This is a genomic window from Anaerosalibacter sp. Marseille-P3206 (genome assembly GCF_900155565.1).
Classification (GTDB): domain Bacteria; phylum Bacillota; class Clostridia; order Tissierellales; family Sporanaerobacteraceae; genus FUHM01.
The window spans coordinates 1,797,066-1,821,646 of sequence record NZ_FUHM01000002.1; the positions used below are offsets into that span (position 1 = coordinate 1,797,066).

Here is a 24,581-nt window from a genome sequence, read left to right on the forward strand (position 1 = left end):
AGTTAAAGTATAGTTATAACGAATAGATTAGAGGGGTGTTTATGACTAGGAAGAGAGTATTAAAAATTAGTTTAATAATAGCTTTTATAATGGCCTTAATTTATCTAATTACAAGTATGAATATATATGATAAGGAAAGTTTGACGGAGTTTTTTTCAACAGGAAGTGAGGATACTAATTTTTCTGTATTCTTCACAGTAGCTACAACTATATTAATAATTTTCTTTGTACCAATTTCATGGCTAAATGCATTGGGAGCATATTTCTTTGGGCTAAGGGGTTTTAGTTATATAGCAATTGCAGGAGTAATAGGAGCTACAGTTTCATTTTTTATAGCTAGAGTATTTCAAGAGGATGCTATGAAATTTGTTGAAAAAATATACAACAGAAAGAAAAGAAAGGTAAGTTTAGAAGAAGTGACGGAGAAAATTGATAAATTTGGTATGGGTTATGTGTTTTTCATAAGAAGTATGCCATTTATACCTTTTAGCATAGCAAATTTCGTATCTGGAGTAACTTCTATTAGGTATAGAGATTATCTAGTAGGAACTATACTAGGCCTTATTCCAGGCCAATTCATAACCAATCTTTTCTTTACAAAGGCAGTTGGTTTTAAAGAAAATCCTATAGCTGCAATAGGCGCAGCAGGTTTAAAAGCTATGTATGTAATAATAGTTTTACTATGGCAAAAGAAAAGTAAATATCGAACTAAAGAATAGAGTCTTTTAGTCGATATATATTACAGAGAAGTTAGTAGAGGAGGAGTAGTTATGCAAATTGATAATGTTTCAACTATCAATTCAACTCAAAGATATACACCTATGATCGGTGAAAAAAACACTGCTAATCAAGATAGAAATATAGGAAATATGAATAAAAGACAAGCTAAGGTAGTTGAGGATAGAAAATACAGAGAAGATGAGATAATAGATGCAATTGAATCGGCTAATAAAAAGTTTGTCGCATATGATAGGAAATTTGAATTTTCTATTCATGAAAAGACTAAACAGATAATGGTGAAAGTAATAGATGCTAATACCGATGAAGTAGTTAGAGAAATACCTCCTGAAAAGATACTAGACTTAGTAGCATCTATTTGGGAAATGTCAGGGATTATAGTTGATGAAAAAATTTAAGGTGGTGAAGAAATGTATAATAATATGAGAATAACAGGTCTTGCATCTGGGATAGACACAGAAGAAATGATACAAGGTTTGATGAAGGCTGAGAGAATTAAATATGATAGAGTAGGACAAGAAAAGCAGGTATTGTTGTGGAGACAAGAGATGTACAATGGTCTAAACAAAGACTTTGCCAACTTTATTTTAAACACTAGGAAAGAATTTGGACTTACAACAACCACAGCTACTGGAGCTTTTCAAACAAATTCATACAGTAATTTAACTTGGGTAAAGAAAGCAACTTCTTCTAATGAAACCATAGCAACAGTAAGCAGCACAGCTAAAGCTGTGAATGGAAGCCATAGTGTGAAGGTTACCCAATTGGCAGAGGGAGTTAAGGCTGCAAGTGGGAGTGATATAAGGAAAGAAAATTTCAATCCTGCAGATGCAAGTATAGGTACAATTGTAGTTAATGAAGATGGAAAATTGCAACGTGTTAATAATGAAAAGAAACTAGAGGATGTAGCAAACTTAACATTTACTATTAATGATGGTACAAAGTATAAAGATGGAAATATAGTAAGTTTTAAAATTGAAGTTTCTAATGATAATGGAATCACTATGAACGATGTTGTCAAAGCAATAAATTCTAAAACACAAACAGTTGATGGAAAAGAAGTATCTTTAGGGGTTAAAGCATCATATGACAACAATATAGGAAGATTCTTTTTACAAACAGAAGCAACAGGAAAAGATGCTAAGTTAAGTATAAGTATTCCTGAAGCTAGTGTGGGTGCTAATCCAACAGAAGAAGAAAAAGCTAAACTAGCAGTTATTGAAAATAGTAAGAAATTAATTGCTGCACTTGATCTTAAGGTAACTGGCTATGATGAAAGTGGAAATCCAATTACCGACTCTAACGGTGCTCTAACAATCGGAACAGAATACCATGGCCAAAATGCCCTAATAAACTTCGATGGTGCAACAGGCATAGAACAGTCCTCAAACCAATTCAGCATAAACGGTATCGACTTTAACCTAAAAAGTCAATCTGATGATACATTTACTGTAACCGTAGGAACAGATGTGGATGCTGTATATGATAAAATTAAAAAATTTGTAGATGAATATAATGAACTTGTGGACAAGACCAATAAACTTTTAACAGATGAAAGATATAGAAGTTATCAACCTCTTACTGCAGAACAAAAAAAGGAAATGGACAAAAAAGATATTGAACTTTGGGAAGAAAAGGCTAAAAGTGGTCTTTTAAGAAGTGATAATATAATATCTAGAACCATGCAAAATGCAAGAAGAGGGTTATATGATGAAGTAAAAGAAGTAAGTGGTAGCTTTAAGCTGCTATTCCAAATAGGTATAGATACAGAGAAATTTTCAAGAGGATCAGCAGGTGGTAAACTTGAAATAAATGAATCTAAATTAAAGGATGCTATAAGAAAAGATACAGATGGAGTATTAGAATTATTATTCAAGGAACCAGAATATGGTAACAAGGATAAAGGCCTTGAAGATGTAAATTCACTTAAATCAGAAAAGGAATTAACATCTACACAACTTGAAGCTAAAAGAAAGCAAAGTGGACTTATCAATAGACTTCAAGATAATTTAATATTAGGAATGCAAGATATAATTGAAAAGTCTGGAGCAGGAAATGAAGCGAATCTATATAGAAGTATTAAATCAAATATGCTTATAGAATTTGTTACTAAGAATTCAAGCATTAGTCTTATAGATAAAGATGTATTATCAATAGATAGAAAGTTAGATGATTTGGGAGCTTATCTTGTAAGAAAAGAAAACCACTACTATAGCCAATTTGCAGCAATGGAAAAAGCAATATCTCGTATGAATCAGCAGAGTATGTGGTTAATGCAACAATCTTCTAATTAGTATTTGAAAGGATGGGTTAAATGAGTTATAACGCTCTTAATCAATACAAGCAAAACACTGTTTTTACAGCAACCAAAGAAGAATTGACACTTATGCTATATGAAGGAGCTATAAAATTTATCAACATTGGAAAATTAAATATTGAAAACAAAGATACAGTAAAATCCCATGAAGCATTGATGAGAGCTCAGGATATTGTTATAGAATTGAATGCTTCTTTAAATATGGACTATGAAATATCAAAAAACCTAAGAAGTATATATGACTTTGTATTAGAAAAGTTAGTAGATGGAAATATTGAAAAAGATATAGCTCCATTAGATGAAGCATTGGAGATTTTACAAGATCTAAGAGATACTTGGAAGGAAGCTATGCAAGAAGTAAAAAAAGCTAGATATGCTAGTAAGTAGGTGTAAAGATGAGTAAAGATATAGTTGATAAACTCGTAAGTATTAGTAGTGAAAAGCTTGTATTATTAAATAAACTATTAGATTTATCAAAGCTGCAAAAGAAATTTATTAGTGAATCTGATATGGACAATGTAAATATTATAATAGATAAAAAAGATGAAGTAATGAAGGAGATAGACGCTCTAGATATTAAGTTTATGACTCATTTTGCAGAGCTTAAAAAGGAAAACAATGTAGTCGAGTTAAATGAACTAGATACTAGTAAATATCCAAATTTAAAAGAGCTAAAGAATGTAGTCAAGGAAATAACATCAACCTTAATGGCAATATCTTTATTAGATGAAGAAAACAATAAGTCATTAAAAGCAGATTTAGAAAAGATAAAATTAAACTTAAGAACTGTAAAGAAAGGGCAAAAAGCATACAAAGGATACAATAAGGTATTAGATAATAATATAATGATAGATGAAAAAAAATAGCTGCTAAAATAGTAGCTATTTTTTTCATCAAAATTACTTTTTGAATACTAATCTATATATAGTGCCTGTACACATTCAAAACACAACAATAAGAATAACTATAATTATCGAATAAATTTGAAGGTTGTCACAATAAGTCGAGTGAAAAATCATCAAATTTTGTCCACTTTTTATCAATAAGTTATCCACAGCCTTAAATTACTATATACAGTTATCAACAGAATTATACACACTATCCACAGAAACTCATAAAAACTATCCACAGGCTGTCCACAAGTATGTGTTAATAGTTTTTCAAATATTTATTCATAGTTTATGATAATTTATTAATTTTAAAAAATATGTTATAAGACAAGTTAAGTGGGTATTATATATTAATAAGACATATAAGTAGAGTTCCTACTTATACTGAAAGGAGTTGGGGTTTATGAAGATGAATATTACAGGTAAAAACATGGAGATTACAGATGCACTAAGAGATGTTACTTATAAGAAGATGGGTAAGCTTGACAAGTATTTTGATAAGGATGTATTAGCTGATGTAACTTTCAGTGTTGAAAAGAACAGACAGATTATCGAAGTTACCATAGACCTTCCTGGAACAATACTTAGAGCAGAAGAGTACACTGATGACATGTATGTTTCAATAGACAGAGCAGTAGATGTACTAGAAAGACAAATAAGAAAATACAAGACAAAACTTCAAAAGAGATATCAAAATACAGATACAATCAGATTTGAAAATATTCAACCACTACCTCAAGAACAAGAAAAAGAAGAAAAACCAAAAATCGTGAAAACTAAAAGATTTTTTATGAAACCAATGCACGAAGAGGAAGCATTATTACAGATGGAATTATTAGGACATAATTTCTTCATGTTTATGAATGCTGAAACAGATGAAGTAAATGTGGTATATAAGAGAAAAGATGGAAATTATGGCTTGATTGAACCAGAGTTTTAATAGTATAATTAATATATAGAATTGCAGGATATATATCCTGCAATTTTTCGTTATATAGGATTAGTTATTTCACTTCAGGAAATAATGTTAACAGAAAGAGGAAATATAAATATTTAGGTAGGTACTAGTAACTGTTGTAACTAAAAATGATAAGTGATAAAATTAGTTGATAGATGTGGATAATTTGAGAGGTGGTAAAATGATGAAAGCCTTATTTGAAAAGCTATTTGGCTCTTATAGCGATAGAGAACTTAAGAGACTCTACCCAATAGTGGATGAAATTGATTCACTAGAAGGTGAATATAAAGCACTTTCTGATGAAGAATTGAGAGGTAAGACTCAAGAATTCAAAGATAGACTTAGTAATGGTGAAGAATTAGACAATCTTATTCCTGAAGCTTTTGCAGTAGCGAGGGAAGCTTCTAGTAGAGTATTAGGTATGAGACATTTTAGAGTTCAATTACTTGGAGGCATAATACTTCATCAAGGAAGAATAGCTGAAATGAAAACAGGTGAAGGAAAGACACTGGTTGCTACACTTCCTGCTTATTTAAATGCCCTTACAGGAAAAGGTGTCCATATAATCACTGTTAATGATTACTTGGCAAAAAGAGACAAAGAGTGGATGGGAAAAATATACGAATTCTTAGGATTAAGTGTAGGCTGTATTGTACATGATATGGACAATGAGGAGAGAAAGAAAGCCTATAACGCAGATATTACCTATGGTACAAACAATGAATTTGGATTTGATTACCTAAGAGACAATATGGTTATATTTAAAAATGAAATGGTTCAAAGAGAACTAAATTTTGCCATAGTTGACGAGGTTGACAGTATATTAGTAGATGAAGCTAGAACACCTCTTATCATTTCAGGTACAGGAGACAAATCTACAGAATTATATAAGGTAGCAGATGGATTTGTAAGAGGACTTAAGGGAAGAGTGCTAGATCCTAGTGAAACAAAGACCGATCCATTTAATAGAGAAATAAAAGAAGAAGTCGTAGATTTTGTTATGGATGAAAAGGCAAGAAGTGTTACATTGACAGAGAAGGGAACTAAAAAAGCTGAAAGTTATTTTGGAATAGAAAATCTAGCTGATCCAGAAAATATGGAAATAGCACATCATGTAAATCAAGGATTGAAAGCTAGATATCTTATGAAGAGAGATATTGACTATGTTGTAAAAGATGGAGAAGTAATCATAGTAGATGAATTTACTGGAAGACTTATGTATGGCAGAAGATATAGTGATGGTCTACATCAAGCTATTGAAGCAAAGGAAGGGCTAAATGTAAGAAGTGAATCTAAGACATTGGCAACTATTACATTCCAAAACTACTTTAGAATGTACAATAAACTTTCTGGTATGACCGGTACAGCTAAAACAGAGGAAGATGAATTTAAGGAAATCTATGGTATGGATGTAGTGGAAATACCTACAAATAAACCTGTCATAAGAGAAGATCATCATGATGTGATTTATAAGACAGAAGAAGCTAAATTCAATGCTGTAGTAGAAGAGATAAAGGAAAAACATGCAAAGGGTCAACCTATATTAGTTGGAACTATATCTATAGAAAAATCAGAAGTTTTAAGTAAACTTCTTAAAAAAGAAAAAATTACTCATGAAGTATTAAATGCTAAACACCATGATAAAGAAGCTGAAATAGTTGCTCAAGCAGGTAGAATGGGCTCAGTGACTATTGCTACCAATATGGCTGGACGTGGTACTGATATTGTACTTGGAGGAAATTCAGAGTATCTTTCAAAGGCAGAAATGAAGAAAAAAGGCTATAGTGATCATATAATATCTCTTGTAGATAGTTTTGCTGAAAACGATGATCCAGAAATCGTAGAAGCTAGAAAGGTATACAATTCTATACATGAAAAGTATAAGAGTGAAACTGATAGTGAACATGAAAAGGTAATTTCAGTAGGAGGATTACACATAATAGGCACAGAACGACATGAGTCAAGAAGAATAGACAATCAGCTTAGGGGTCGTGCTGGTCGTCAAGGAGACCCAGGAAGTACAAAATTCTATATTTCCCTTGAAGATGATTTGATGCGTCTGTTTGGAGGAGAAAGAATAATTGGGATTATGGAAAATGCTAGTATGCCTGATGACGAACCACTAGAGCACAATCTTTTGACAAAATCTATAGAAAGAGCTCAAATGAAAGTTGAAGGGAATAACTTTGCAATAAGAAAACATGTACTCCAATATGATGATGTAATGAACAAACAAAGAGAAGTAATATATGGTGAAAGAAGAAAGGTACTAGAAGGAGAAAATTTAAGAGACCACATTGTTTCAATGATTAAGAGAATAATAGAAGATGCAATAACTATGTATTCTCAAGGAAGTAACTATCCTGAAGAATGGGATTTAGAAGGTCTTGAAGTTTATTTAGGCAGTATATTTTTACCAAAGGGATATTTAACTCTTGAAAGAGTTAAAAAATATTCTGATGAAGAACTTAAAGAAGAATTGATTAAGCTTGCAGAAGAATTGTATAGAAATAAAGAAACTGAAATTGGAGAAGAAAGATTTAGAGAAATCGAAAGAGTTATTTTACTTCAAGTAGTTGACAATAAGTGGATGGATCATATTGATGCTATGGATCAGTTGAGACAGGGAATTGGTCTTAGGGCCTATGGTCAAGAAGATCCAGTTAGAGCTTATCAAGTTGAAGGATTTGATATGTTTGAAGAGATGATTAAGAACATTCAAATTGATACTGTTCGCTTCTTGTATCATGTGGAGATGCCTGATAAGATCGAAAGAAAAAGAGTAGCTAAAGTAGCTGGAACTAATCAAAATGGTGAAGATGTAAAACAAAAACCAATAGTTAAAGGCAAAAAAATTGGAAGAAATGATCCTTGTCCATGTGGCAGTGGTTTGAAATATAAGAAATGCTGTGGAAAAGATTTATAATTAAAGGAGTGATTCAATGGAAGAACTATATGAGTATAGAGATAGGATTGCTGATATGAAACAAGCAATAGATGAGCTGGGTGTTTCTCTTTGACTTGGATAATATAAAAAAAAGAGTGAAAGAATTAGATACTTTGGCCATAGAAAAGGACTTTTGGGATGATCAAGAAAGAGCTCAAAAGATTCTTCAAGAATCGAAAAACTTAAAAGACAAGGTAGAATACTACGAGAAATTGTGTGAGGAAGTAGAAGACTTAGAAGTCTTAATAGATTTAGTCTTTGAAGAAGAAGATTACTCTATGGTAGGAGAAGTTAAAAATGTTTTTGTAAGAGTCAATAAAAATATTCAAAGGTTAAAATTAGATACTCTATTGAGTGGAGACTATGACAAGAAAAATGCAATTCTTTCAATTCACTCAGGTGCAGGAGGATTGGAAGCACAAGACTGGGCAGAAATGCTTTTAAGAATGTATAGACGTTGGGCAGAAAGTAAGGAATTTAAGGTAGATACCTTAGATATTTTACCTGATACAGAGGGAGGCATAAAGAGTGTCACTCTTCGTATAGGAGGGTTTAATGCCTATGGGTATTTGAAAGCAGAAAAAGGAGTTCATAGATTGGTTAGAATATCACCTTTTGATTCATCTGGGAGAAGGCATACTTCATTTGCCAGTGTAGATGTATATCCTGAAATAGATGATGATAATGAGATAGATATAAATGCAAGTGATTTAAAAATAGACACTTATAGGTCTAGTGGTGCTGGAGGTCAGTATGTAAACACCACTGACTCAGCTGTTAGAATAACCCATATTCCAACTGGGATTGTTGTTCAATGTCAAAACGAAAGATCTCAGCTTAGTAACAAGACAACTGCAATGAGAATGTTAAAGGCAAAGCTTATACAGCTTAAAGAAGAAGAACACAAGGAAAAAATCGAAGACTTACAAGGGAAGTATACCCAAATTGCTTGGGGTTCTCAAATTAGATCCTATGTATTTCATCCTTATAATCTAGTTAAAGACCATAGGACTAATGCAGAAGTTGGAGATATAAATGGAGTAATGGATGGAGATTTAGATATTTTCATAAATGAATATTTAAAACAAAAAGCCCTTAAAAATTAAGGGCTTTTTGTTTTGTTAAAAAAATTTACAAAAAATAAAGGAATTATAAATTGTATGTAGAATATAGCTAGTGTAGTATAGCACATATAAGTGTATTTAATTGATAAATGTAAACTTATTGTTTAATTTATATAAATATTTAAAGAGGATGGTAAATTTTAATGGATATAATAAACATTTTGGTAAATGAATTTAAACTAAAGAGATTTCAAGTTGAGAACACTATAAAACTTATAGATGATGGCAATACTATTCCTTTTATTGCTAGGTACAGAAAAGAACAAACTGGAGAACTTAATGATGTCATTTTAAGGGAACTAGATGAAAGACTTAGCTATTTAAGAAATTTAGAAACTAGGCAGGAAGAAGTAATTCGCCTTATAGATGAACAGGGAAAACTTACTAGTGAACTAAAAAGCGAGATACTGTCTTCTGAAACTCTTCAAAGAGTAGAAGATTTGTATAGACCTTTCAAGCAAAAGAGAAGAACTAGAGCTACTATGGCAAAAGAAAAAGGTTTAGAACCATTAGCAGAATTAATACTTAGTAATTCATGCCTTAAAGGAACTTTAGATGAGATAGCATTGCCTTTTATTGATGAAGAAAAGGGTGTAAATACTACGGAAGAAGCATTTAATGGCGCCATGGACATAATTGCTGAGATAGTTTCTGATAATGCAGAGTTTAGAAAGACTATAAGAAAAATATATATGGAAAAGGGGGTTATTTTTACAGAGGCGGTTGAAAAAGATAGCGAATCTGTTTATGAGATGTACTATTCCTATAGGGAAAGAGTTAGATCTATTCCAAATCATAGGATATTGGCAATTAATAGGGGAGAAAAAGAGAAGTTCTTAAGAGTAAAGATAGAAGTTCCAGAAGAAGAAATACTTGATATCATAAGGAATAGTATGATATCAAACAGTAAAGCTATAACTACTATGTATTTAGATGGCGCTATTATAGATGGATACAAAAGATTATTGTCTCCTTCTATAGAGAGGGAAGTAAGGTCAAATCTTACTGAAAGAGCGGAAGAAGAAGCCATAAAAGTATTTGCAGCTAATTTAAAACCACTTTTGATGCAGTCACCTATTAAGGGGAAGGTTGTAATGGGGGTAGACCCAGGTTTTAGGACAGGATGTAAGGTGGCTGTTGTAGATGAAACTGGCAAATACTTAGAGAACACAGTAGTGTATCCTACTGAACCACAAAATCAAGTAGAAAAGACAAAAGAAAAGCTTAGTGAATTAATAAATAAATATGATGTAGATGTTCTAACAATAGGAAATGGAACAGCGTCTAGAGAGACTGAGGTAGTGGTTGCAGAAACCATTAGGGAGCTAGACAGAGAAGTATCTTATGTGATAGTAAGTGAAGCAGGAGCAAGTGTATATTCTGCTTCAAAGGTAGCAAATGAAGAATTTCCAGAGTTGGATGTTTCCATTAGAGGAGCCATTTCTATAGCTAGAAGGCTACAAGATCCAATGGCTGAACTTGTAAAGATTGAGCCTAAACACATAGGTGTTGGGCAATATCAGCATGATTTAAATCAAACTAAGTTGGATGTTGCATTAAAAGGGGTTGTAGAAGACTGTGTAAATACAGTGGGGGTAGATTTAAACACTGCTAGCGTTTCACTACTTAACTATGTTTCTGGTATATCTAATAGGGTTGCAAAGAACATAGTTGAGTATCGAGAGGAAGTAGGAAAGTTTAAAAACAGGAAACAATTGTTGAAAGTCAAAGGATTAGGAGATAAGACATTTGTTCAATGTGCAGGGTTTTTGAGAATACCTGATGGAGAAAATCCATTAGATAATACGGGAGTTCATCCAGAGTCTTATGAAATAGCTGAAGCTATTTTAGAAAGATCAGCATTGGATGATGCATTTGCAAAAACGCTAGCAGAAGAGTTGAATGTTGGACTTCCTACCCTTAAGGACATAATAAAAGAGCTTAAAAAACCGGGAAGAGATCCAAGGGAAGATATGCCTAAGCCTATATTTAGAGTTGATGTTCTAAATATGGAGGATTTAAAACCAGATATGATTCTTACGGGTACTGTAAGGAATGTAGTTGACTTTGGAGCATTTGTAGATATAGGAGTAAAACAAGATGGATTAGTTCATATCTCTAAGCTTAGTGATAATTATGTAAAACACCCTATGGAAGTAGTAAAAGTTGGAGACATAGTAAAAGTTAAAGTATTGGATGTAGATGTTTCAAAGGGTAAAATATCTCTAAGCATGAAAGATGTTTAACCACTAGGAGGTGGTAATATGAGCGATATTAATGAGTGTTGTTACCAAGGGGGATTATTTTGCGGATTTATAGGTTTAAAATCATTAGGCAAGAGTATTAATCAATTTGATAAATTAGCTATGAAGTTAGTGGAGGAGAATGGATCGCTTATTTATTTGTATAAAGGTAATAAAGAAAAACCAGATTTTGAAGCCTTGTCAAAATTCTTTCAAATGGATTTATTTGAAAAAGTTGAGAATGGACAGTTAATATGTATAGATATAGAAGAATTATTAATAGAAGAAGATACAATAGATTTAGAAAGTGCTATAAAATTGTATGAAAAAGAGATAGATGCTTTAAGGGAAAAAGGTATTGAAAAAGTACTCATATATGGGACTAGGAATAATTATATTATTAAAAACTGTACTAAGAAAGGATTATATAGTTATCATAAAAAATTAAAAGCTCTTTGTAAAGAAAAAAATATCATGGTAATTATTAAATATATTGTAGACGATTTATCTGAAAAGGAATTTGTAAAACTAATTAGTCTTCATGATGTATTTGTATTAGATGATGATAAAACTGGCAAAAAATATACTTATTTAGAATTGATAAGTTATTCACTTTTGTATTTGTCAAAAAAACAACAAACAGATGAAGAGTATAGACAAGAAATGAAACGAATTGAATATTTAAAGAATTTGGGAGAATTGGTGGAGGGTTTCACTCATGATTTCAACAATCTGTTAACTACTATTGTTGGATTTTCTCAAATAGGGTTATTTAAGGATATAGAAAATCAATTAAAAGATTACCTTAATGTAATTTATAATACTGCGATGGATGGAAAGGCAATGGTAGATAAGATTCAGGAATTTATAAAAGGTAACAATATAAGGGAAAAAAAGCTACATAGGATAAATGATTTAGTTAAAAGTAGTATTAATATGATTAAGTATAAAATTAAGTTTAATACTGAGAAGTTGGGAAAAGAAATTGTACTTAAAGAAGAATTGAATTCTGAAAGATGTATATATGCTGATGAATTTGAAATACGACAGGTGTTTTTGAATGTGCTTTTAAATGCTTTGGCTGCCATGGAAGATGGAGGTACTCTTACTGTTAAAACTTACGATGAAAATGAAAAAGTATATGTTCAAATTACAGATACAGGAGTTGGAATGAGTGAAAACGTAAAAAGGAGAATTTTTGATCCATTCTTTACTACTAAGGGAAAAGAAGGTACAGGATTAGGTTTAAATACTGCAAAAAAGATAATTGAAAACCACTCTGCGGATATAGTTGTTGATAGTGAAATGGGTGTGGGAACTACTTTTACAACTATATTTCCGGAAAACATAAAAGAGATTAGATATGTGGAAGATGAAATGAATAGTGAATTCATACATGGAGCAAAGGTATTGGTAGTAGATGATAAGTATCCAGTGGCAAAGACTATTGCTGAGTTAATTGGGCTGGTGGATATGAGTGCTGAAGTAGAGACGAATAGTGAAAGTGTACTAAGTAGGCTTGATGAAAATCTTTATGACATTGTGATATGTGATTATTCAATGCCAAATATAAATGGATTAGAAGTATCTAAGTTGGTAAAAGAAAAATATCCAGAGAAACCATTTATACTACTTACAGGGTATTCGGATAAAGTATACGAAAAATCAAATACAATAGATTATGTGCTTAAGAAGCCCTGTAGCGTTGAAGAATTAGCAGATGTTTTAGGAAAAGCCCTTAATATTATTGATGGTAATAAGAATAAAAGCTATAATGTTAATTAGATAAACTAAATATTTCTATAAGGGGGCACTGAATATGTTATATATTAAAAATGGTTATATTTATACTATGGCAGGAAATGTAATTGAAGGTGGTAGTATACTGATTGATGATGGTAAGATAGTGGAAGTAGGAAAGGATATTGTAGCACCATTAGATGCAGAAGTTATTGATGCTGAGGGTAGAATGGTTACTCCTGGATTTATTGATGCTCATTGTCACTTAGGCATGTGGGAAGATGGTATGGGGTTTGAAGGTGACGATGGAAACGAGTGGGTTGATCCTGTAACTCCACAACTTAGAGCAATTGATGGATTAAATCCAATGGATGTTACTGTTAGAGAAGCTTGTGAAGGCGGAGTAACAACTGCAGTTACTGGACCTGGAAGTGCTAATGTTGTAGGTGGTCAGTTTGTAGCTATTAAAACTCATGGCAAAAGGGTAGATGATATGATTCTTAAGGAACCTGTAGCTATGAAGGTTGCATTTGGTGAAAACCCAAAAAGAGTATATGAAAGTCAGAAAAAATCACCTATTACCAGAATGGCTACAGCAGCAATTTTGAGAGAGACTTTATTTAAAGCTAAGGATTATTTAGAAAAGAAAGAAAGTGCAGTGGAAGAACCATCAAAGATGCCTGAATTTGACATGGGAATGGAAGCAATGGTTAAAGTTATAAAAAAAGAAATCCCACTAAAAGCTCATGCCCACAGAGCAGATGATATTTTAACTGCAATTAGAATTGCAAAGGAATTTGATATAGATATTACATTAGATCACTGTACAGAAGGGCATTTGATTGCAGATATCCTAGCTGAAGAAGGTAGACCAGCTATAGTAGGTCCATCATTGACTGATAGATCTAAGATAGAGCTTAGAAACCAAACTTTCGATACTCCTAGAATTCTTCATGAAGCAGGAGTTAAGATTGCTATTATGACAGATTCACCAGTTATTCCAGAACAATATTTAGCTCTTTGTGCTGGACTTGCAGCAAGATCAGGATTAGATGAGATGGAAGCTTTAAAAGCTATAACTATTAATCCAGCAGAAATAGTAGGTATTGCTGATAGAGTAGGTAGTATCGAAGTGGGTAAAGATGCAGATATAGTTATATTTGATGGAAATCCTCTTAAGGATATAGATTCAAAAACTTATATGACTATTATAGATGGCGAAATAGTTTATAGAAGATAGTATAATTAAGTTGACTATAAATAGATATAAATGTATAATATAAGTGAAAATATAGATTATCTTCAGGGCGAGGTGCAATTCCTCACCGGCGGTGATAGTCCGCGAGCCAAAGCAATTTGGTTGACTTGGTGAAACTCCAAGACCGACAGTTAAAGTCTGGATGGAAGAAGATTTTATACACATGCTTATTTATTTGAGTATATGTGCCCCGAAGAAATATCTTCGGGGCTTTATTATTTTAATAATCCCTGAAGAAATAACAAAATTGGAGGGATTAAACAATGGAACTAAAAAAAGAAAGAGGTAGAGTTTCAGCAAAAACTCTTACAAAAATTGGTGTACTTTCAGCCATTGCCTTTGTACTTATGCTACTAGAGTTTCCACTATGGTTTGCACCTGGATTTTTGAAGATGGATTTAAGTGAAGTACCAGCACTTATGGGTTCTTTTGCATTAGGGCCTATGGCAGGAGTAATGATTGAACTTATCAAAAACTTATTGAATCTAGCTATTGATGGGACTACTACTATGGTAGTGGGTGAGGCTGCAAATTTTGTTGTAGGAAGTGTATTTGTATATGTTGCAGGTTATATATATCATAAGAATAAAAACATCAAGAATGCAGTATTAGGGATGGCACTAGGCACATTAGCTATGACTGTTGTCATGTCTTTTGCAAACTATTATGTTATGATACCTTTTTATGCAAAGTTATTTAATGCGCCATTAGACGCAATTGTTTCCATGGGAAATGCAGTGAACAAATATGTAGTGGATTTCAAATCACTAATATTATATGCAATTGTACCATTTAACCTATTGAAAGGCATTATTGTAACATTGATAACATTCCTTCTATACAAAAGAGTATCACCGATACTCCATAAATAATATTGGCTGGACAGAGTACTATACTCTGTCCTATTTTATTGTCAATAAGTTAGTAAGTTAGTGCCGGGGGCAAATATTTAAGTTAGTTTAATATAGCACAATGAAATTGTAAATGCTATAATTGATATGATTCATATAATATAGGAGTTGAATGAAATGCTTAAGATTACTTTAGATGGATTAAAAGAAACAGAAGATTTTGGTTTAAAGTTAGGCAGTATACTTAAAGGTGGAGAAGTCATCTGCTTTATTGGAGATTTAGGAGCAGGAAAGACTACTTTGACCAAGTCAATAGCCAAGGGTTTAGGCGTTAAAGACTATGTAACTAGCCCTACTTTTACACTTATAAATGAATACAAGGGAAGAGTTCCCCTATATCATTTTGATGTTTACAGATTGGAAGGAGTAGAAGATATTCTAGACTTAGGATTTGAAGAATATTTTTATTCTAAGGGGGTTACTATCATAGAATGGGGTAATAAAATAGAAAAGGCATTGCCAGAGGATTTACTAACCATTGAAATGAAAATGGGTTCCCATATTGACGAAAGAATATTGTGTATTTATGGTAGTGGAGAAAAAAGCAATAGGATAATAGAGGAGTTGAGAGATAAGTGAAAGTATTGGCAGTAGATACATCAAGTGTAGTAGCAACATGTGCTGTGGTTGATGAGGAGAAAGTATTAGGTGAATTTACATTAAATCAAGATATGACTCATTCAGAAAAGCTTATTCCAATGATAAAAGTTGTAATGGATAGTTTAGGATTGAGGCCAGAAGATATTGATTTGTTTGCAGCAGCAGTAGGACCAGGTTCTTTTACAGGACTTAGAATAGGACTGGCAACTATAAAAGGATTGGCTCATGTAGTAGACAAACCAGTTTTGGGTATATCTACACTAGAAGCATTGGCTTTTAATATACCTTGGGGAGATACAATTATTCCAATTATGGATGCAAGAAGGGATAGAGTTTTCACTGGAATATATAGATGGGAAAATGGAATACTTTTAAATGTATTAGAACCCACAATATTTGAAGTTGATGAACTTTTAGATTTTATAGATGATAATTATGAAATGGTTATGTTCAATGGTGATGGCACAAATGTGTTTAAAGAGAGAATAATGGATAGACTTCTAGATAAGGCACTATTTGCACCTGTATCACTAAATATGTCAAGGGCTTCAAGTGTAGGGGAATTAGCATTAAATAAATGGAATACAGGAGAAAGAGAGAACTATTTTGAATTAGTTCCTGATTATTTAAGAGAGTCTCAAGCTCAAAGAGAATTAAAAAAAAGGTAGTGAGTACATGGATATAATTATTAAGGAAATGACAGAAGAGCATATAGATGATGTGATAGAAATTGAAAAGATTTCTTTTACTACACCTTGGTCTAAGGATTCTTTTGTTGTGGAAATAACACAGAATATGCTTGCAAAATATGTTGTTGCAGAGGCAGATGGAAAGATAGTAGGCTATGGTGGTATATGGCTTATAATAGATGAAGGACATATTACTAATATTGCAGTGCATAAGGATTATAGAGGATTAGGTATAGGTAAAAAAATAATAGAGGGTCTAATAGATGTGTGTAGTGTAAGAAATATAAGAGCTATGACATTGGAAGTAAGAAAGTCTAATGAAGTAGCAAAAAATCTTTACAAACAATATGGATTTAAAGAATATGGAATTAGACCGAAATATTATGCTGATGACAATGAGGATGCAATTATTATGTGGAAAAGAATAGATGGTTAACAGAGGTGAAAACAATGGAAAAGAATATTATTACATTAGCAATAGAGACTTCCTGTGATGAGACTTCTTGTGCAGTTCTTAGAGGTGGTAGGGAAGTACTTTCAAATGTTATCTCTTCACAAATAGAGATACATAGGAAATTTGGTGGAGTAGTGCCAGAGGTAGCTTCAAGAAAGCACATTGAAAGCATTAATAGTATCATACAACAAGCTCTTGATGAAGCTAAAATTGGATTTAGTGATGTGGATATAGTAGGGGTTACAAGAGGACCTGGATTGGTAGGAGCACTTTTAGTTGGAATATCAAGTGCCAAGGCCATTGCATATGGATTAAATGTACCACTTGTAGGTGTTAATCATATAGAAGGGCATATTTGTGCCAACTATATTACCCATAGTGATTTAAAGCCACCTTTTACTTGTCTAGTGGTATCTGGTGGACATACTTATTTAGTCCAAGCAAATTCATACACAGATTATGAAATGATAGGTAGAACTAGAGATGATGCTGCAGGGGAAGCTTTTGACAAAGTTGCCAGATCCTTAGGACTTCCTTATCCTGGAGGACCACTTATTGACAAGATGTCATATGAAGGCAATAGAAAAGCTATAGATTTTCCTAGACCTTGCTTAGATGAAAAAGGATATGACTTTAGTTTTAGTGGGCTTAAAACTGCTGTATTAAATTATCTTAATCATGCAAAGCAAATGGGTGAAGAGATAGTAGTAGAAGATGTGGCCGCAAGTTTTCAACAGGCTGCAATAGAAGTGCTTGTAGAAAAGAGTATCAAACTTGCATTGGAAAGAAAAAGTAAAACTATTGTATTGGCAGGAGGAGTAGCAGCTAATACAGGACTAAGAAATCTACTAGAGAGTAGAGGAAAGGAAGAAGGAATTGAAATCAAATATCCTTCCACCATATTGTGTACAGACAATGCTGCAATGATTGGTTCTGCTGCATATTTTAATTATATAGATGGGTTTACTTCAAATTTCGACTTAAATGTTGAGCCAAATTTAGAATTGGGAGTGAAATAATCAACAATTTTTGCACATATTATCCACACTTCAATTAGCAAATAATTAAAAAAGTGTGGATAATGTGGAGAACTTGAGAAATATTTGATAGAATAGGGCATGTACTTGTGGATAAACATGTGGATATTGTGGATAACTTGTGGATTTGTTGTGAATAATGATTTTTTTATTTTTCAGTTATGTTAATCCACTTTTCATATAACTTGTCCAATTCATTATGAGTTTCGTCTCTTTTTATGGCTAATTGCTGAACTTTTTCTGGTTCTTCATAAATATTAGGATCACACATAATATGGTCAATTTCACTTATTTGTTCTTCTAGCTGTTTGATTGATTCTTCAAGTTCAATTATTTTTCTCTTTTTTTCTTTTTCCTTTTCTCTTAATTCTCTTTCTTTTTTTCTTTCTAATTTTAATTGAGTTTTAGTTTTTTCTTCTTCCTCTTCTATTTCAATTACTTCATTTTTCTTTTCTACATAGTAGTTATAATTCCCTAAGTATTCTTTTAATCCTTCTTCAGTTAGTTCAAGGACTTTGTCAACAACTTTATTTAAAAAATATCTATCATGAGAGATGACTAATAGAGTACCATCATAGTCTTTGAGAGCATCTTCTAGTACTTCTTTAGAATCTATATCTAAATGGTTGGTAGGTTCGTCCATGAGTAGGAAATTTGCTTTTGATAACATTAGCTTTAGAAGTGCAAGTCTACTTCTTTCTCCACCACTCAAATCGTTAATTTCTTTAAATATATCATCGCCTATAAATAAAAACTGTGCTAAATATGATCTTACTTGATAATGATCAAAGGAGGAGTTTTCATCCCATATTTCATCAATAACGGTTTTTTCTAAATTCAGTTTAGTTTGTTCTTGGTCAAAGTAACCAATATTCACATGATGACCTAGCTTAATATTTCCCTCACTTGCCATTGTATCTCCTAATACCATTTTAAAAAGAGTAGTTTTACCAATGCCATTAGGACCAATGAGGCCTACTTTTTCACCTCTATAGATATTGAAGTTAATATCTTCAAATAGCTTGAAGTTGTCAAAGGATTTCCCTAGAGATTCCACAGCTAATACTTCTCTACCACTTACTATTTTAGGTTCAAATCTCAAATTTGTTTTTTTAGAGTTTTCAATAGGCTTGTCTATTTTTTTCATCTTATCAAGAAGCTTTTGTCTACTTTGGGCTTGTTTTATATATCTTTGACCACCGTAGTTTGCAAATCTCTTGATGATCTCTTCTTGTCTTTCAATTTCCTTTTGCTGATTTTCATATTGTTTTTTCAATAATTCCATTTCTACTTTTCTCTTTTTCATGAATTCAGTATAATTGCCATTGTATGTTTTGAGATTTAAATTTTCTAGTTGAAATATTTTAGTTACTACATTATCTAGAAAGTATCTGTCATGAGAGATAATCAGTGCAGCTCCACTATAATCTTTTAGGAATTTCTCCAGCCAACTAATAGCTTCTATATCCAAATGGTTAGTAGGCTCATCAAGAAGCAGTAGATTAGGTTTTTTAAGTAGTAGTTTACCAAGAGACAATCTGGCCTTTTGTCCACCACTTAATTTATTTACTTCCTTTTCCATTTCTTCTTCAGAGAAACCTAGACCCTTTAAAATCCCTTTTATTTCACTTTTAAAACCATACCCATTTTTTTGAGTAAATTCTTCCAAGAGATCAGCATATCTATTCATAAGCTTGTTTAATTCTTCTGATTCACCATTATTACCTTCAATACTTATCTGTTGTTCTAAATCTCTTAGCTCTCTTTCCATCTCAATAAGGGGAATAAATACCTCTAAGCACTCATCAAATACAGTTCTGTCACTTTCTACATGAGTATGTTGTTTTAAATAACCTATTTGCAGGTCTTTTTGTACAAAGATATCTCCACTATCACTAGGGACTTCTCCTGATATTATATTGAAAAGTGTAGTTTTACCAGAACCATTTAATCCAACTACACCAATTTTCTCTCCTTCATTCACTGAAAAACTTATATTTTCTAATATGTTATCCACTATAAAACTTTTATTTATATTACTACAGGATAATACTATCATCACCTTGTCCCCCTTATAAATTCTATATTATATTCTATCAAAAAAAATAGCCCTAGAAAAGGTCAAGGACTATTTCTTGCCTAATTCCATTGAAAGACTTGAAAGTATCTTATCTACCAAATTTATGTCGCAAAAACCGCTTTCAGTAAAGTGTTCGCAGTTTTTACAACTTTTTGTTTCTTCAAAATGAGAAGTACTAGAAGAAAAAGAAGTATCAAAAACAGGTCTGTATTCGTTGCAATACATTGCAACTTTTCGTAATTGTTCTTTACTAGCCATAATAATTCCTCCTTCTAAAAGTATATAGATATTATTTCTAATAAAAATATTTATATACATGAGTTATAAAACTTATACAAATTGACACAATAATAGCAAAATGTTATAATTATTTAATAACTACTTAAAGTAATAAAGTGTTTTTCAATTACATATTAAATATTACATATTAAATTTGGGTGGACAAATGTTAAATATAGTGTATAGTTTTAATATAGGGAGTGAGGGATTTTTAATGGAAAGAGAAAGCAAAGTGTCAATGACAGTTATAAGGCGATTACCCAAATATTATAGATATTTAGGAGAGCTTTTAAACAAAGGGATAAACAGAATTTCATCCCAAGAATTAAGTAAATTAACAGGATTTACAGCATCACAAATAAGACAAGATTTAAATAATTTTGGTGGATTTGGTCAACAAGGGTACGGGTATAATGTGGATGAATTAAAAACTGAATTAGGTAAAATATTGGGGCTAGATAAATGCTATAATACCGTAATAGCTGGTGCAGGTAATCTAGGCCAAGCGGTTGCAAACTATAAGGGATTCGAGGATGCAGGATTCAAGGTATTGTCCTTATTTGACAAGAATCCAAAATTAATAGGTTTAAAGATTAGAGATATTGAAATAAAAGATGTAGATGAAATGGCAAAGTTTATTGAAGAAAATGATGTAGAGATAGGAATTATCACTACTCCAAAGAATAATGCACAAGATATAGCGGATATATATTCCAAAAGTGGTATAAAGGGAATTTGGAATTTTGCTCCTGCAGATATTAAAGTACCTGAAACTATAGTTGTAGAAAATGTACATTTAAATGAATCTTTATTTATACTTTCTTATTTTTTAAAGAACCATATTTTACCTGAAGGTGGATTTTAAAAAACAAATTATTAACAACAAAATATTACAAAAAATTATTATATGATGCTTAAAAGACTTGTAATCCTTATAATATGAAGGATTTACAAGTCTTTTTATCTCTTTTAAAGAGATAAAAACAAAAGGAATTATTTCAAAAGATAAAATTTTAACAATATTGATGGAATTATATTAAGAAATGAACTATAATATATATGGAGATTATCAGCCAATATTATAGGGAGGGAAGTATAATATGAATTTCACATTGACGAAAGAGCAGGAAATGGTTAGAACCGTAATGAGAGAATTTGCTGAAAATGAAGTAAAACCAATTGCAGCAGATATTGATGAAACAGGAAGGTTCCCAAGAGAGAACGTTGAAAAAATGGCTAGATACAATATGTTGGGTATACCTTTCCCAGAAGAACTAGGTGGAGCAGGCGGAGACGAATTAGCTTATGCAATAGCAGTAGAAGAATTATCAAGAGTTTGTGGTACAACAGGAGTTATATTATCAGCTCATACATCATTAGGATGTTGGCCAATTTATAAATACGGTACAGAAGAACAAAAACAAAAATATTTAATACCATTAGCTAAAGGTGAAAAACTAGGAGCTTTTGCATTAACAGAACCTAATGCTGGTACAGATGCAGCAGGACAACAAACTATTGCAGTAGAAGATGGCGATGACTATATTCTAAACGGATCAAAGATTTTTATAACTAATGGTGGACAAGCAGATGTATATATAGTATTTGCTATGACAGATAGAACAAAGGGAACAAGAGGAATTAGTGCTTTTATAGTTGAAAAGGACTTTCCAGGATTTACTATCGGAAAGATAGAAGAAAAAATGGGAATTAGAGCTTCTTCAACAGCTGAACTTATTTTCCAAAACTGTGTAGTACCTAAGGAAAATCTTTTAGGTGAATTAGGAAAAGGTTTCAAAATTGCAATGTCTACATTAGATGGTGGTAGAATTGGTATTGCAGCTCAAGCATTAGGAATTGCTCAAGGTGCATTAGATGAAACAGTACAATACTTAAAAGAAAGAAAACAATTTGGTAGATCACTTTCTAAATTCCAAGGACTACAATGGATGGTAGCAGATATGGCAACTGAAATAGAAGCAGCTAGAATGTTAGTTTATAGAGCAGCTTATAACAAAGCAAACGGTCTTCCTTACAATAAAGAAGCAGCTATGGCAAAATTATATGCAGCTAACACAGCTATGAATGTAACTACAAAATGTGTTCAATTACATGGTGGATATGGATATACAAAAGACTATCCAGTTGAAAGAATGATGAGAGATGCTAAGATTACAGAAATATACGAAGGTACTTCTCAAGTACAACAAATGGTTATTGCTGGTCATTTATTAAGATAATAAAAAGGAGGAGGAAGTTATGAAAATCATAGTATGTTTAAAACAAGTTCCTGATACAAATGAAGTAAAGATTGATCCAGTAAAAGGAACTTTAATTCGTGAAGGAGTTCCAAGTATTATAAATCCTGATGATAGAAACGCTTTAGAAGAAGCATTAAGAATAAAAGATAAATGTAAAGATACTGTGGTTACAGTTGTTAGCATGGGGCCACCTCAAGCTGATGTTGCACTAAAAGAAGCATTAGCTATTGGTGCTGACGAAGCAATATTACTTAGTGACAGAGCTTTTGCAGGTTCTGATACATGGGCTACATCAACAGCTATAGCTGGAGCTATTAAGAAAGTTGGAGACTATGACATAATATTCTGTGGTAGACAAGCTATTGATGGTGACACTGCACAAGTAGGACCACAAATTGCTGAACATTTAGGAATCCCTCAAATTACTTATGTAGAAGAACTAGAAATATTAGACGGAAAAGTTAGAGCTAAAAGAGCTCTAGAAGATGGATACTTTGTAGTAGAATCAGAAATGCCAGTATTGCTTACTGCAATTAAAGAATTAAATGAACCAAGATATCCATCAATAAAAGGTATTTATAAAGCATATAGAGAAAACAAAGTTACTGTTTGGACTGCTAATGACTACGAAGTAGATAGAGATAATTTAGGTCTTGACGGATCACCAACTGAAGTTAACAAGTCTTTCACACCTCCAGGAAAAGCATCTGAAGTTGAAATGCTAAATGGAGATGCTAAGGAAGTTGCAAGACAATTAGTTGTAAGACTAAAGGAGAGAAAGATTATATAAGGGTTTGAACTTAAATTATAAAGGAGGATGTAGCTATGGCAGTAAAAGTCATAAAAGAAAAATGCGTTGGCTGTGGAGCTTGTATTAAGGTTTGCCCATTTGATGCAATAATGATGGTTGATAAAAAGGCTGTTATAACGGATAAATGTACCGCTTGTGGTCAATGTGTACAAAAATGTCCTGTAAAAGCAATTGAAAAAGAAGAAGGCAAAAAAGGCGGAGTAAATGTTGATGAATATAGAGGAGTTTGGGTATTTGCTGAACAAAGAGGTGGAGAACTTCTAAATGTAGCTATTGAATTATTAGGAGAAGGTAGAAAAATAGCTGATGAATTAGATACTGAACTTACTGCAGTATTACTTGGACACAATATTGATGATGACGCTGAAACATGTATTAAATATGGTGCAGATAGAGTGTTATATGCAGATAGTGAACTATTAGATGTATATACAACTGAAGGATATGCAAAAGTAATATATGATTTGATTCAAGAAAGAAAACCAGAAATACTTCTTATAGGTGCTACTAATATAGGAAGAGATTTAGGACCAAGACTATCAGCAAGAGTTCATACTGGACTTACTGCTGACTGTACAAGATTAGATGTTGACAAAGAAAACAGACGTCTTATGATGACTCGTCCAGCATTTGGTGGAAACCTAATGGCTACTATTCTTTGTCCAAACCATAGACCACAAATGTCTACAGTTAGACCAGGGGTTATGGAAAAGGCAAAACCAGTAGAAGGAAGAAAAGGAGAAATCGAAAAATTTGCTCCAAAACTAACTGCTGCTGATATCAAAGCTAAAGTTATAGAAACTGTAAAGAGTGACAAGCCAGTAGTTGCTCTAGAAGAAGCTCCAATCATAGTTTCTGGTGGTAGAGGATTAGGAAATGCAGAAGGATTTAAACTAATTGAAGAATTAGCTGAAAAATTAGGTGGAGTAGTAGGAGCTAGCCGTGCTACTGTAGATTCACAATGGATAGACCAACCTCACCAAGTAGGTCAAACTGGAAAGACTGTTAGACCAGGACTTTATATTGCCTGTGGTATTTCAGGAGCTATCCAACACTTGGCTGGAATGCAAGATTCTAAATGTATTATAGCTATAAACAAAGATCCAAATGCTCCAATATTTGAAGTGGCTGACTATGGTATAGTTGGTGACTTATATGAAGTAATCCCAGCATTTATGGAAGCATTGGACAATGTAGAGGACATAATGGAAGCTATAAAAGCTGTTAAATAAAATTAATATAAA

22 protein-coding genes and 1 riboswitch are annotated in these 24,581 nt (G+C 32.3%); of the genes, 20 read left to right on the forward strand and 2 right to left on the reverse strand.

What is annotated here, in order from left to right; all coding sequences use genetic code 11:
• Nucleotides 1–41 precede the first annotated feature (41 nt).
• The 16 genes from BQ9840_RS09915 (at nt 42) to tsaD (ending at nt 17,888) form a co-directional block, all read left to right on the forward strand.
• Nucleotides 42–719, forward strand: a complete 678-nt coding sequence (locus BQ9840_RS09915) for a TVP38/TMEM64 family protein (RefSeq protein WP_077369635.1) — start codon at nt 42–44, stop codon at nt 717–719.
• A 51-nt stretch (nt 720–770) separates the two neighbouring features.
• Nucleotides 771–1,136 (forward strand): flagellar protein FlaG, encoded by a 366-nt coding sequence (locus BQ9840_RS09920; protein ID WP_077369636.1) that lies wholly within the window; start codon nt 771–773, stop codon nt 1,134–1,136.
• Between the two features lie 12 nt (nt 1,137–1,148).
• Nucleotides 1,149–3,032 (forward strand): flagellar filament capping protein FliD, encoded by a 1,884-nt coding sequence (fliD, locus tag BQ9840_RS09925; protein ID WP_077369637.1) that lies wholly within the window; start codon nt 1,149–1,151, stop codon nt 3,030–3,032.
• Nucleotides 3,033–3,052: 20 nt separating this feature from the next.
• Entirely contained in the window at nt 3,053–3,442 is a 390-nt protein-coding gene (gene fliS, locus BQ9840_RS09930; protein ID WP_077369638.1) for a flagellar export chaperone FliS, read from the forward strand.
• Nucleotides 3,443–3,450: 8 nt separating this feature from the next.
• Nucleotides 3,451–3,921 carry a flagellar export chaperone FlgN gene (gene flgN, locus BQ9840_RS09935; RefSeq protein WP_077369639.1) on the forward strand — a complete coding sequence of 157 codons (471 nt, stop codon included), beginning with the start codon at nt 3,451–3,453 and terminating at the stop codon, nt 3,919–3,921.
• 427 nt (nt 3,922–4,348) lie between these two features.
• Complete coding sequence (gene hpf, locus BQ9840_RS09940; RefSeq protein WP_077369640.1) at nt 4,349–4,885, forward strand: ribosome hibernation-promoting factor, HPF/YfiA family; 537 nt, start codon at nt 4,349–4,351, stop codon at nt 4,883–4,885.
• A gap of 202 nt (nt 4,886–5,087) precedes the next feature.
• Nucleotides 5,088–7,829, forward strand: coding sequence for a preprotein translocase subunit SecA (gene secA / locus BQ9840_RS09945; protein ID WP_077369641.1), 2,742 nt, complete (start codon nt 5,088–5,090; stop codon nt 7,827–7,829).
• A gap of 16 nt (nt 7,830–7,845) precedes the next feature.
• A protein-coding gene (gene prfB, locus BQ9840_RS09950) for a peptide chain release factor 2 (RefSeq protein ID WP_097677481.1) occupies nt 7,846–8,956 on the forward strand; the annotation gives its coding sequence in 2 pieces (ribosomal slippage) (nt 7,846–7,920 and nt 7,922–8,956; 1,110 coding nt in all).
• A gap of 161 nt (nt 8,957–9,117) precedes the next feature.
• Nucleotides 9,118–11,220 carry a Tex family protein gene (locus BQ9840_RS09955; protein WP_077369642.1) on the forward strand — a complete coding sequence of 701 codons (2,103 nt, stop codon included), beginning with the start codon at nt 9,118–9,120 and terminating at the stop codon, nt 11,218–11,220.
• A gap of 18 nt (nt 11,221–11,238) precedes the next feature.
• Nucleotides 11,239–13,002, forward strand: coding sequence for a hybrid sensor histidine kinase/response regulator (locus BQ9840_RS09960; RefSeq protein ID WP_077369643.1), 1,764 nt, complete (start codon nt 11,239–11,241; stop codon nt 13,000–13,002).
• Nucleotides 13,003–13,036: 34 nt separating this feature from the next.
• Nucleotides 13,037–14,197 (forward strand): amidohydrolase, encoded by a 1,161-nt coding sequence (locus BQ9840_RS09965; protein WP_077369644.1) that lies wholly within the window; start codon nt 13,037–13,039, stop codon nt 14,195–14,197.
• A 54-nt stretch (nt 14,198–14,251) separates the two neighbouring features.
• A riboswitch (FMN riboswitch) is annotated at nt 14,252–14,373 on the forward strand.
• Between the two features lie 105 nt (nt 14,374–14,478).
• A complete protein-coding gene (locus BQ9840_RS09970) occupies nt 14,479–15,087 on the forward strand; it encodes an ECF transporter S component (RefSeq protein ID WP_077369645.1) in 609 nt (202 codons plus the stop codon).
• A gap of 156 nt (nt 15,088–15,243) precedes the next feature.
• On the forward strand, nt 15,244–15,705 hold the full coding sequence (tsaE, locus tag BQ9840_RS09975) for a tRNA (adenosine(37)-N6)-threonylcarbamoyltransferase complex ATPase subunit type 1 TsaE (protein WP_077369646.1): 462 nt from the start codon (nt 15,244–15,246) through the stop codon (nt 15,703–15,705).
• Nucleotides 15,702–16,394 (forward strand): tRNA (adenosine(37)-N6)-threonylcarbamoyltransferase complex dimerization subunit type 1 TsaB, encoded by a 693-nt coding sequence (tsaB, locus tag BQ9840_RS09980; RefSeq protein WP_077369647.1) that lies wholly within the window; start codon nt 15,702–15,704, stop codon nt 16,392–16,394. The genes tsaE and tsaB overlap by 4 nt, the downstream gene beginning before the upstream one ends.
• A 7-nt stretch (nt 16,395–16,401) precedes the next feature.
• On the forward strand, nt 16,402–16,851 hold the full coding sequence (gene rimI, locus BQ9840_RS12755) for a ribosomal protein S18-alanine N-acetyltransferase (RefSeq protein ID WP_077369648.1): 450 nt from the start codon (nt 16,402–16,404) through the stop codon (nt 16,849–16,851).
• Nucleotides 16,852–16,865: 14 nt separating this feature from the next.
• A complete protein-coding gene (gene tsaD / locus BQ9840_RS09990) occupies nt 16,866–17,888 on the forward strand; it encodes a tRNA (adenosine(37)-N6)-threonylcarbamoyltransferase complex transferase subunit TsaD (protein ID WP_077369649.1) in 1,023 nt (340 codons plus the stop codon).
• A 166-nt stretch (nt 17,889–18,054) separates the two neighbouring features.
• On the opposite strand, the gene BQ9840_RS09995 is transcribed toward tsaD, so the two are convergent.
• Nucleotides 18,055–19,965: an ABC-F family ATP-binding cassette domain-containing protein gene (locus BQ9840_RS09995; RefSeq protein ID WP_077369650.1), complete on the reverse strand. Its 1,911-nt coding sequence runs from the start codon at nt 19,963–19,965 to the stop codon at nt 18,055–18,057.
• Nucleotides 19,966–20,034: 69 nt separating this feature from the next.
• Nucleotides 20,035–20,244, reverse strand: a complete 210-nt coding sequence (locus BQ9840_RS10000) for a hypothetical protein (RefSeq protein ID WP_077369651.1) — start codon at nt 20,242–20,244, stop codon at nt 20,035–20,037.
• Nucleotides 20,245–20,479: 235 nt separating this feature from the next.
• Here BQ9840_RS10000 and BQ9840_RS10005 point away from each other — a divergent pair, with 235 nt between their 5' ends.
• The 4 genes from BQ9840_RS10005 (at nt 20,480) to BQ9840_RS10020 (ending at nt 24,569) form a co-directional block, all read left to right on the forward strand.
• Nucleotides 20,480–21,130 carry a redox-sensing transcriptional repressor Rex gene (locus BQ9840_RS10005; RefSeq protein ID WP_077370156.1) on the forward strand — a complete coding sequence of 217 codons (651 nt, stop codon included), beginning with the start codon at nt 20,480–20,482 and terminating at the stop codon, nt 21,128–21,130.
• 235 nt (nt 21,131–21,365) lie between these two features.
• Nucleotides 21,366–22,505, forward strand: coding sequence for an acyl-CoA dehydrogenase (locus BQ9840_RS10010; protein WP_077369652.1), 1,140 nt, complete (start codon nt 21,366–21,368; stop codon nt 22,503–22,505).
• A 19-nt stretch (nt 22,506–22,524) separates the two neighbouring features.
• Nucleotides 22,525–23,316 carry an electron transfer flavoprotein subunit beta/FixA family protein gene (locus BQ9840_RS10015; RefSeq protein WP_077369653.1) on the forward strand — a complete coding sequence of 264 codons (792 nt, stop codon included), beginning with the start codon at nt 22,525–22,527 and terminating at the stop codon, nt 23,314–23,316.
• Between the two features lie 35 nt (nt 23,317–23,351).
• Nucleotides 23,352–24,569: an electron transfer flavoprotein subunit alpha gene (locus tag BQ9840_RS10020; RefSeq protein ID WP_077369654.1), complete on the forward strand. Its 1,218-nt coding sequence runs from the start codon at nt 23,352–23,354 to the stop codon at nt 24,567–24,569.
• Nucleotides 24,570–24,581: the final 12 nt, after the last annotated feature.

Coding starts and splice junctions, on each gene's coding strand:
- BQ9840_RS09915 (WP_077369635.1), top strand. CDS start 42: ATGACTAGGAAGAGAGTATTAAAAATTAGTTTAATAATAGCTTTTATA.
- BQ9840_RS09920 (WP_077369636.1), top strand. CDS start 771: ATGCAAATTGATAATGTTTCAACTATCAATTCAACTCAAAGATATACA.
- fliD (WP_077369637.1), top strand. CDS start 1,149: ATGTATAATAATATGAGAATAACAGGTCTTGCATCTGGGATAGACACA.
- fliS (WP_077369638.1), top strand. CDS start 3,053: ATGAGTTATAACGCTCTTAATCAATACAAGCAAAACACTGTTTTTACA.
- flgN (WP_077369639.1), top strand. CDS start 3,451: ATGAGTAAAGATATAGTTGATAAACTCGTAAGTATTAGTAGTGAAAAG.
- hpf (WP_077369640.1), top strand. CDS start 4,349: ATGAAGATGAATATTACAGGTAAAAACATGGAGATTACAGATGCACTA.
- secA (WP_077369641.1), top strand. CDS start 5,088: ATGAAAGCCTTATTTGAAAAGCTATTTGGCTCTTATAGCGATAGAGAA.
- BQ9840_RS09955 (WP_077369642.1), top strand. CDS start 9,118: ATGGATATAATAAACATTTTGGTAAATGAATTTAAACTAAAGAGATTT.
- BQ9840_RS09960 (WP_077369643.1), top strand. CDS start 11,239: ATGAGCGATATTAATGAGTGTTGTTACCAAGGGGGATTATTTTGCGGA.
- BQ9840_RS09965 (WP_077369644.1), top strand. CDS start 13,037: ATGTTATATATTAAAAATGGTTATATTTATACTATGGCAGGAAATGTA.
- BQ9840_RS09970 (WP_077369645.1), top strand. CDS start 14,479: ATGGAACTAAAAAAAGAAAGAGGTAGAGTTTCAGCAAAAACTCTTACA.
- tsaE (WP_077369646.1), top strand. CDS start 15,244: ATGCTTAAGATTACTTTAGATGGATTAAAAGAAACAGAAGATTTTGGT.
- rimI (WP_077369648.1), top strand. CDS start 16,402: ATGGATATAATTATTAAGGAAATGACAGAAGAGCATATAGATGATGTG.
- tsaD (WP_077369649.1), top strand. CDS start 16,866: ATGGAAAAGAATATTATTACATTAGCAATAGAGACTTCCTGTGATGAG.
- BQ9840_RS09995 (WP_077369650.1), bottom strand. CDS start 19,965: ATGATAGTATTATCCTGTAGTAATATAAATAAAAGTTTTATAGTGGAT.
- BQ9840_RS10000 (WP_077369651.1), bottom strand. CDS start 20,244: ATGGCTAGTAAAGAACAATTACGAAAAGTTGCAATGTATTGCAACGAA.
- BQ9840_RS10005 (WP_077370156.1), top strand. CDS start 20,480: ATGGAAAGAGAAAGCAAAGTGTCAATGACAGTTATAAGGCGATTACCC.
- BQ9840_RS10010 (WP_077369652.1), top strand. CDS start 21,366: ATGAATTTCACATTGACGAAAGAGCAGGAAATGGTTAGAACCGTAATG.
- BQ9840_RS10015 (WP_077369653.1), top strand. CDS start 22,525: ATGAAAATCATAGTATGTTTAAAACAAGTTCCTGATACAAATGAAGTA.
- BQ9840_RS10020 (WP_077369654.1), top strand. CDS start 23,352: ATGGCAGTAAAAGTCATAAAAGAAAAATGCGTTGGCTGTGGAGCTTGT.